This window comes from Leptospira wolffii serovar Khorat str. Khorat-H2 (assembly GCF_000306115.2).
GTDB lineage: Bacteria > Spirochaetota > Leptospiria > Leptospirales > Leptospiraceae > Leptospira_B > Leptospira_B wolffii.
The window spans coordinates 5,001-15,000 of record NZ_AKWX02000014.1 but is presented as its reverse complement, the minus strand read 5'-3'; the positions used below and the strand labels follow the sequence as shown (position 1 = coordinate 15,000).

Genomic DNA, 10,000 nt, shown 5'->3' with positions numbered 1-10,000 from the left:
ACTCCGCTTCGCTTCGGACTCCTCGCCTTCGGCTGCGGGGTCCGCTACGCGTCCTGCGTATCCCTAACGCAGCGACCTTAGGAGCGAGTAAACGACCGCGAAAGCGAACGACTGTTAAAATTATACAGGGACAACAAATCCTTTCTTAAGTAATTCATTATTTAGAAATAACCCATCTTTAATTACAATGGATGTATCCTCTTCTTTCTTTAGATAGATTACATCTGCAAGGTAACGATCATATTTATCACTTCCATAGGTCTTAATCAAAAGAAATGAACAATCGCGCAGCTGCGACTCTACAAACTTTTTACAAGTGACTCCTTTTTTAGTTCCCAATTCGGGAGCATCCAAACCTCTCAAACGTAAGCGCTTACGAATAAAAACATGAAAACCTAGATCGATATTTACTGATATGGTATCGCCATCTATGACCTTCTCTAAAAAGGCCTTAAATGCGAAAAGACTCTTACTTCCGGATATTCTTTCAAATGAATATCTTTTTTTGATCTTTTTAACAGTTACAATAGAACCTATTGAAAATTCAGAAACGCCGCCCAATGAGTGTTCAATTTTTACGTCGAACCCCAAATCTAAATTTGGAACGCTGCGTTCCAAATTCGAAGAAAAATTTTGAACCAAGCGGTACGAATACAGCCCCAAAACTGGCCGTTTCAGTAAACCTTGCTCTGCCTCTTTTGCGATTTCAGATTCCGAAGCGGAAGAATCACCGTTTGACTTCTTCAAAGTAGCCTGAGCTTCTAACAATAAATCCCGATGAGACCAACCTTGCGCGATTGCCTTCTTCTCAAGCATTCCGCGAGTCTTAGAATCTTCCACCAAAAGCAAAACCCGATAATGGGTCCAAGAAAGTTCCGGATGAATCGAGCTTAGTTTATAAAATTGATAAAATCTTCGCATATACCTGAGATTCCGGTCTGAGAAACCCTTCCCAAAACGGCGATTCAAATCCTGTGATAATTGCTTTAAAATCCGATCTCCATAAACTGCCCTCTCCCGATTCCCCTGCTCCACTTCTACAATACGTTGTCCGATCTTCCAGTTCCCTACCAAGGAGCTCTTATTCCAATCCGAGTTAGCCGTTGATTGAAAATCTTCGTAGATACGGGCGACATCTGTTAGGAGAGATTGGTATGTGTTTGGAGATAGACCGGGAGAAAAGCGCTTAGGATACATGGCGAAAGATTTTTAACAAAACGAGTAACATTAGTCATCTATAATTTTAACGAGATTCCCACATATTCGTGTCTTCGTTAAATTCTACACAAAATACACTATTTCCCCTCTCAAATAAATTCTACGGGACCATTGATACTCTACCCTCCGAGAGCCAGCAAACCTACAAAACATTACTCATACCGATAAAATTTGTCCGGGAGGAGTGTAAAATTAATAGGAATCAAGAATTGGGGAAAATTAATGCTATTTTTATATACTCTTATAGGTAGACAAATAGTCAAATATTTGCTATATTGTCTACCATGGCTAATACTCACTCTGCTAAAGGAATTTTCTCAGAAAGATTGCGCTCAGCTCGGATTGCCGCAGGCCTATCTATGGATGAACTAGTCGTGAAACTGGATCACACTATTTCCAAACCAGCCATAGGAAAATACGAAAAAGGAATAATGTTTCCGGATTCCAAAAATTTAATTAAAATCGCTCAGGCGTTAGGAGTAAGTCCGAATAATTTGCTTCGTCCCTTCCATACCGAAATTTCAGAAGTAGACTTTCGTAAAAAATCTACTTTAAAGAAAAAGAAGGAAAATACTCTAAAAGTAAAATTGCAAGATCATTTAGAAAATTATATCGAACTAGAAGAAATACTTGGATCTAAGACTTTTTATACCAAAACCATCTCTAAAAATTCTCGTGCTCCAGAAGCTGCCGCATATGAAATACGTTCTTCCTGGAATCTCGGAATGGGACCAATAGCAAATGTATTAGAGACTCTAGAAGATAATGGAATCAAAATAATAGAGATTAAGGAAGATGAATCATTCGATGGGCTCTCCGGTTGGGCAGAAGAAAAAATCCCGTTTATTGTTGTAAACTCTGCGATGGATTCTTTTCGAAAAAGATTTACCGCCTTGCATGAGTTAGGTCATATTTTACTTTCTTTTCCCAAATCCACTGAACAAAAAAAAATAGAAAAAGCGTGTAATCTGTTCGCAGGAGCAATGCTCCTTCCGAAAGAAAGTTTAATAAAGGAAGCCGGTAAAATAAGAAATAATTTCAGCGTATCTGAACTTTCTTTTATCAAATCTGAGTATGGAATATCAATCGGAGCGATCTTATTTCGACTAAAATCGGCAAATATTATTGATGAAGCACGATTTATTCACTTTTGGAAAGTGATGAATTCGGATCCAAAACTAAAAAAAGAAGAAGGCTTAGGACGATGGGGTGGAGAGGAAACTTCTCATAGATTCCGCAGACTATTAGATCACGCATTGGCCGAGAATTTAATCTCCATCTCCAAAGCAGCGGAAATATCCGGCGAATCTTTACAGGAGGTTCGAAAAAGAATTCGGATACTATGAGAAAGATCGCCGTTCAAGACACTTGTATACTAATAGATCTGACCGATCTCGAAATTTTAAAGGACGTTCTTAAACTTCCTTATGAATTCGTATGTACGGATCTAGTTTTACAAGAGTTGCGATCAGACCAACAAAAAATAATTCAAGACTACCACATTTCAATTATCTCTTTTGCCGAAAGCGAACTGATTTCTCTCTTCGAAGAATTACGAAAATCTCCCGGATTAACAGCCCCCGATATATCTTGTCTTTTACTTACAAAAAAGGAACGCGGAATCCTTTTAACTGGTGACGGAGCTCTTCGCAAAAAAGCAAAAAATTTAGACGTGGAAGCTCACGGCACTCTCTGGCTACTCGACCAACTTATTGAAAAGAAAATATGGAAACATACGGAAGCTCATAGTAAACTCACGCAATTGATGAATTTAAACCGTCGGCTTCCAAGCGAAGAGTGTGAGGCTCGACTCAAAAAATGGAAAAAATAATTAAAGGAGAGTTGGAAAATGGCAGATAGCAGAACACATATAAAGGCAGGAGTCATTGCGGGAATAGCTCTTTCAGTATTAAAAGATTGGAATAGGCATGATTTAACACCTGACCAAAAACTTATGAGGATGTTTGTTGCTGGCAGCATAGGTGCAATTGGGGGAAAGTTACCTGATATTTTTGAACCTGCAGATCATCCGAATCATAGACAAGGTGCACATAGTGTTGCATTTATCAGCCCTAGTTATGTCTCGTTCCAGGAGTTGAAGAAAAAGTATCCGGAATGGGAGGTCATTATTGACCCACTCCTCGCCGGATATGCCAGTCATTTGCTCCTGGATTCAGAAACACCCATGGGTATACCGTGGATTTAACTTTGCTGATTATTTGACATAATTTGGCAGTAAAAGAAAATCGAACCTCCGAAACTTTAAAAGAATACAGGAATAAATACTGAGTAACCCAACAAGCCTATTGCTGGCAACCATTCACTTGTGTTCCTTAAATAGAGCCAAAAACTTCATTTAACCAAGTATGGAATTTCCAGCAATCATTGATAACAATACTAAAGAAACACAATTAGCAAATGTGTTTAATCAATTTCTTTTACCATATGCCAGCCAGATTGATGCTGCAGTTGGTTATTTTTATTATAGTGGTTTTGACTTGATCGCCCCTGGGCTATTAAAGAATCCCTTATTTCAAAATCTAGATTCCGTGCCGAATGATTCGATTCGAATCATCATGAGCCCAAGGACAGATCGTCGAACCGCTTTCCTCTTAAATACTGGAATTCAACTAAGTATACAAGATCAAGTAAAGGATATAATAAGCCAAATTGAACTCGATATTGCAGGAAAAGATATTACACATACTTCCTTTTTTCTAGAACTTCTAAAAAGGAAGATTTTAAATGTCAGATTATATACCGAAGATTTCTTTCACGCAAAAGCATATTTAGCGAAATTAAAACTTTCTAATGGTACACATTTTCACTCGATAGTAGGATCTTCCAATTTTAGCGAGTCTGGATTCACCGACAACCGAGAATTAAATCTTACTAATTCTGACAAATTACATTACGATCACCTGCTCAAATGGTTTCAAAAAATATGGGATTCCTCCACTGTTGACCTGAATGAATCGCTAATTCAAATCATCGATTCAGAGCGAAACTCAAGAGCTAACGGACTACCAACTTCAATTGGATTATCTCCTTTCGAAGCGTATTTATTTTTAATACACCACTACTTAGGAAAATTAACAAAGGAGAGATTAGATAAAACCGAATTATTGGCGGAGTTTCAGCAAGTCGGCGCAGAAAATGTTTTAGGAAAGTTAGAAATACTCGGAGGAGCAATCGTTTCGGATTCTGTTGGTCTCGGTAAAACTTTTACTGCAGCTGAAGTAATTCGCCGCTATAGAGAAAAAGGAGCAAGAGTTCTAATCATCGCACCACCTACATTAATTCCACAATGGAAAGAAACCTTAGAAATTTTTTTCAATATTCCGGAATCACAACACATACAGTTTCTTTCCCAAGGCAAACTAGGTCAGGAGAACGGAGATAAAATTCAATCATTAAAGGGAGGAAAGGAATTTAATTTAATAATCATTGATGAAGCTCACCGAGCAAGAAATAGAGAAACCTTTTTATATCAAAATATCAGGGCCCTACAACCCCAAGATATTTCCCAGCAAGCAGCCGTCCTGTTACTTACCGCTACACCTTTTAATAACTCTATTCGAGATCTGCAAAATCTTATAAATCTCTGTACAACAGATGCCAAATTATATGCTGCTGGATTTAGCCCTAATGCCTTCGACAAATTTCATGAGAAAATTAAATCACTTAAATCCGGAAAGAATATCTCTACACTTGAAACAGATTCCGATTTCCAAAAATCGATTATAGAAATTCGAAATCTATTAAACGGAATCATGCTGCTCAGGATGAGATCTTCAATAAAAAGAAACTACAAAAATATTACAGTAGCTGGAAAGCCTTTAGAGTTTCAAGAGCCGGAAGTTCGAAAGCTAAATTACTCTTATACAAATAAACATCACGAACTTTTTCAAGAGTTAGGTAACTTTCTAGAAAAGTTACACCTCCCGCATATCATTTTGTCTAATCCAGAATCAGGCAGAACTCTTTCTTACCTATATTTACTACTTCTTTACAAACGAATCGAATCTAGTCTTTACGCCTTCTATTGCTCTCTGTTAAATATAATCGAAAAGGAAAATGAACTCTTAAAAGCATTAGACTCGGGAGATTCCATTGAAGTCTTACTTCAAAAATATAATCGATATCGTCTCCAAACAGAAATAATAGATCCAGAGGAAACACCAAATTTATTTGATGGGGGATCGATCTCCGAAGTTGAAGAACCGGAAGAGGATTCTAAGATAAAATTTACAACAGATGATGTCCGATCTTGGATTTCAAATGACATATACGAGATCAGGAATTTTATAAAGCGCCATTTAGAACCGCTTCAAACCAAAGTAGATCAACCTATTAGCCTAATAGATCCTAAGATTGAAACTTATATTAATACTCTCAAGTCCGCTCGATTTCGAAAATGTATAACATTTTCCGAATACAAAGATACTGCCCAGTATATCGAATATCATCTCAAAATGCATCCTTCAAATTTTCAACAATTCAGAAGTACAATGGTTACTTCAGGAGATCCTGAGCTTAGATCAAAATTAGAAAGGTTTGCCCCGCGTGGGCAAAGGACTAATGTTGCGCCAGGTGAAGAGTTTGACATTTTAGTTGCAACGGACGTTCTATCCGAAGGTGTAAATTTACAGGATGCCGATCTATTAGTAAATTTTGATTTACCATGGAACCCGATGCGAATCGTTCAAAGAGTAGGCCGAGTCAATCGAATAGGGTCGGAAAATCGAATTAGTGTCCTAAACATGACACCAAACGACGAAGTGCTAAATGGTTTTCTTAAACTACTCGAAATCTTAAATTCAAAGGTGCAACAGGTAGCGATACTTCTAGGGAAGGAAATGGCCATACTCTCCAGCGAAGACGAACATATTGATATTCGAGAAATTGGCGAAGAAATTAAGAACATCCGTGACGCAGACTCAATGGATCGCTTAGAAGAACTTTCCCAAAAAACAAGTATATTTACAGGGATAGAAGGAGAAACTGAAGAGGATCATTTTCGCTCCTTTTTGCAATTTTCTGCATCGAAAAATCATATTCGCCCCGAAGATTTTGATACTCTCGTTACTCCAAATTTACAAAGAACGTATTATACAATACTAACAGAGAATCCCAAAAATACTTATTCTCTTTTTGAAATCCACGGAAGAAGAGGCGAACATAAGGATCTATTATCGAGACACTGGATTCGAATCTCTGAGAACGGGGATGCAAAAGAAGAATTTCCATACCCTTTTATAGAATCTCCCATTTCTCCAACAGCGCCAATGGTTAGCTCTAAAACACTCTCCCTGATTGAATTAGAAACCAAAGCAGAACAAAAATTTAATCTAATTTTAGAAGAACGTAAGGATCGTTTCAAACCGGGTGCTGCTGGTAGGAGCTTAAGACAAATTAAATCAAAAATTCAGTCAGATTTACTCACCGTAATCGACTCTCTCTTAAAAAAGAAGGGAACACAAAATTTATCCTTCGATGAGAATGAAAACTCTTTTATATCCGAAATGGATAATCTAAAAGGGAATGGAATTGAAATTGTTCAAGAAATTCGTGACATTTTCGGGCGCCATCCGTTCTCATCCAACCAACTAACTTACCTTAGAAATCAATTAAAGAAATATGGAATTAACCTAGACCGGGGGGTTAGTTTTGTTCAATACAAAGATTTTGCTCATACACTTGTGGACTTTTATAATAAACATATCATTTCGGAACCTTCGCTTCGCGGAACTATTTACAAAAAGGAAGAGATCATCGGACGAAAAATCCTAACAATCTTTACGTAGTATTAATGGCAAGAGCAGATCGAATTAAAGAAATCATTTTAAACTCCAAATCTTTAGAAGATGTCGCTACACTTTTCCAAGAACTAAAATTTTCCATCAGCCAAGAAACTCAATCATTGATCGTTGAAATTGATGAGAATAGCTATATCGAAGTTTTTATCTTTACAGACAATTCTGAACTTATGAAGCGTGCAGGACAACATATCTACCAAAGAGTAGGAATTCTCGGAATTTCGAAAAATTTTGAGGAATGGACATTTCTGCGAAAAGGACTCGAAGATAAAATCCGTATCCAAAAATATAAATTCAAAAGAACGGACATTCGAGAAAATCGAAACCCGATCGCAATCCAAAGATTATGTGATTTAAAGCCTGGAAACATTTCTGGATTCGAAGATTTGTTTGAGAGGAAGGATATTTCAAATAAATTCTATAAGGAATTTAAAAAGCAAAAGACAGAACTTATTAATTCTATATCAGGTATATCAGACAAATCGGATCGAAAACTTTATTCACAAATCCTATTAGATCGCCTGATATTTCTTTTCTTCCTACAGTCCAGAAAACTTCTGAATGAAAATCCTAGATACTTTACGGAAAAATATAGAGACTATAGCAAAAAGAAAAACGAATTTTATGAAGTTTTTTTAAAGGAATTGTTCTTTAACGCACTTTGCAGAAAGGAAAGAGACAAAAATACTCTCGCCATTGTTGGCGATACTATCCCGTATCTAAATGGAGGATTATTTTTAAAACACGAGCTTGAAGAAAAATACCTGAAAATTCAAGTACCCAATGAGTCGTTCGCAGCCATTTTTCAATTTTTCGAATCCTGGAACTGGAATGTAAACGAAAGATCCGATTCTGACGAAGATTCCATCGACCCTTATATCTTGGGTTATATTTTTGAAAATACTCTGGGAGATAATAAATCCGGCGGAGTTTATTATACTCCATCCTCTCTATCCGAGTTTCTTACAGATGAAACAATTGAAGAACATATTTTCAAAAAAGTAAATGGAATCAGCGCTTCCGGTTTCTATAAAAATACGGAAGAATTTATAAATAATTCAACTGAACCCGAGCTCATCATTTTCTTTGAAACCATTCTCTCCTCGATTAAAATTTGTGATCCAGCTTGTGGATCCGGACAATTCCTCGTCCAGGCCCTACATTCACTCTCTTATTATCATAAATTACTCTCAAAGCGTATTTTAAAATCAAATCTACAAGAAATTCGAACTCGAATTGAAAAGCCAAAGGGATATTCACTAGAAAAGAATCCGATTTACGGTATAAGAAGATTTGTTGCATCTAATAATCTATATGGAGTGGATATTCTCCCGGAAGCGGTAGAAATCACAAAACTAAGATTATTTCTAGCTATGGTCGAAGGTATAGAACTCTCTTCCGATCAATTAGAGCCACTTCCAAATATCGATTTTCATATTCGAAGTGGAGATTCGCTCACGGGATTCCTATTTCTGCCGGAAGATTTTTTTGACGGCCTACCATCTAAAAGTTCTAAAACAAAAAACAAAAAAGAATCTCCCTCCATTGGCGTTTTGGATTTTGGAGATGCTCCGAGTAAAATGCTGAGGAAAGAAAAGTTAATTTTTCTTTATACGAACGAGAATGATCCCGACAAGGCCCTTAAACTCCGTTCCGAAATTCGAGAAATAGATATAGAATTGCAGCAGGTTCTAAACCAAAGGTTAGAGCACTTACTTTCGGAATGGAAAGTAAAGCCGAAAAAGAAAATTGATTTTATTGATGAGAAAAAGGATTTAAAGGCGATTGAACTTTTAAATCAATTCGTATTAAGAGCTGAGTATCTAAAACCATTTCATTATGGGATGGAGTTTTCTACTGTCATACACCCTTCTCATCCGAAGGAAGCAGGCTTTGATATTATTTTAACGAATCCTCCTTGGGAAGTTTGGAAGCCTAATTCCCAGGAATTTTTCGAAACCTATATTCCTAAGTTTAGAGATCTAGATAAAAACGAGGCAAGAATCGCAGTAGCAACTCTATTTAAGAAGAATCCAAAAATCAAAGAAGAATGGCTCCAACATTGTTTAAATCTTACAGCCACAGGAGATTTATTCCGTAATTCAGACTATTTCCCAAATCGAGGATCAGGTGATATCAATCTTTATAAACTTTTTTCAGAAAGGGCATGGCATCTATTAAAAGAAGAAGGCTCATTAGGGGTCGTAATACCCTCCGGACTGTATTCTGATTTAGGATGTAAAGATCTACGTAAAATGCTTTTTGCAGAAGGCAAAATCAATTTTCTTTATGGATTCGAAAACTCGAAAGCACTCTTTGAAAACGTTCACCGAAGCTTTAAGTTCATCCTCCTATCGGCTACGAAAGAAACAAACGATCCCGGGAAATCAGTCCCCTCTGCCTTTATGTTACATTCAGAGCAGGACCTTCGTTCCGTCCACCAAACCAAGAAGGATATGCAGACCATAAAAGTAGAGAAATCAAATATAAGTTCTTTAGATAAACGATTTTTAGATTTACGCATCGATTTAATTAAGAAATTAAGCCCTGATTCCTTCAGTCTGATGGAATTTAAATCGGACACAGACATTAGCATCGTAAAGAAAATGGCAAAGTTTCCTAGACTAGGAGAAGAACTCGAAGGCACATGGAATATAAAACTTTCCTCAGAGTTTCATATGACAAATGATGCTCACCTTTTTGTTACAAAGGAGCAGTTGTTAAAGCTGAGTGCAAAATACGATTCAGAAACAATGATCTGGAAAAAAGGAAAGGAAGAATGGTGGCCCTTATATGAGGGAAGCATGGTTCATCAATTTACCAACGAGTATGCGGAAATTAGATATTGGATAGCTAGAGAAAACTCTAAATATAAAGAATACACGCTTGGATATAGGGATATAGCAAGAGATACAGATTACCGAACCTTAATTTCAACTTTTATTCCAAAGAATTCTGGAGCT

General features: G+C 36.9%; 6 protein-coding genes (1 of these 6 running past the window's edge). 5 read left to right on the top strand and 1 reads right to left on the bottom strand.

Features of this window, described 5'->3' with window-relative positions:
• Positions 1-120 precede the first annotated feature (120 nt).
• The gene (locus LEP1GSC061_RS12245) at positions 121-1,197 is read right to left on the bottom strand and encodes a DUF1016 N-terminal domain-containing protein (RefSeq protein WP_016545798.1); all 1,077 of its coding nucleotides are present in this window, start codon (positions 1,195-1,197) and stop codon (positions 121-123) included.
• Between the two features lie 305 nt (positions 1,198-1,502).
• Between LEP1GSC061_RS12245 and LEP1GSC061_RS12240 the strand changes: the two genes are divergently transcribed.
• The 5 genes from LEP1GSC061_RS12240 to LEP1GSC061_RS12220 all read left to right on the top strand — a co-directional run.
• Positions 1,503-2,564 (top strand): XRE family transcriptional regulator, encoded by a 1,062-nt coding sequence (locus LEP1GSC061_RS12240; RefSeq protein WP_084680505.1) that lies wholly within the window; start codon positions 1,503-1,505, stop codon positions 2,562-2,564.
• Positions 2,561-3,049, top strand: coding sequence for a PIN domain-containing protein (locus LEP1GSC061_RS12235; RefSeq protein ID WP_016545795.1), 489 nt, complete (start codon positions 2,561-2,563; stop codon positions 3,047-3,049). The genes LEP1GSC061_RS12240 and LEP1GSC061_RS12235 overlap by 4 nt, the downstream gene beginning before the upstream one ends.
• An 18-nt stretch (positions 3,050-3,067) precedes the next feature.
• Positions 3,068-3,424 carry a metal-dependent hydrolase gene (locus LEP1GSC061_RS12230; RefSeq protein WP_040508679.1) on the top strand — a complete coding sequence of 119 codons (357 nt, stop codon included), beginning with the start codon at positions 3,068-3,070 and terminating at the stop codon, positions 3,422-3,424.
• Positions 3,425-3,584: 160 nt separating this feature from the next.
• A complete protein-coding gene (locus LEP1GSC061_RS12225) occupies positions 3,585-7,025 on the top strand; it encodes a helicase-related protein (protein WP_016545810.1) in 3,441 nt (1,146 codons plus the stop codon).
• Between the two features lie 5 nt (positions 7,026-7,030).
• Positions 7,031-10,000, top strand: the 5' portion of a protein-coding gene (locus LEP1GSC061_RS12220; RefSeq protein ID WP_016545788.1) for an Eco57I restriction-modification methylase domain-containing protein. The gene runs 462 nt beyond the window's last position; 2,970 of the gene's 3,432 nt are visible here — the first part of the coding sequence; it begins with the start codon at positions 7,031-7,033; its stop codon lies off the right edge, out of view.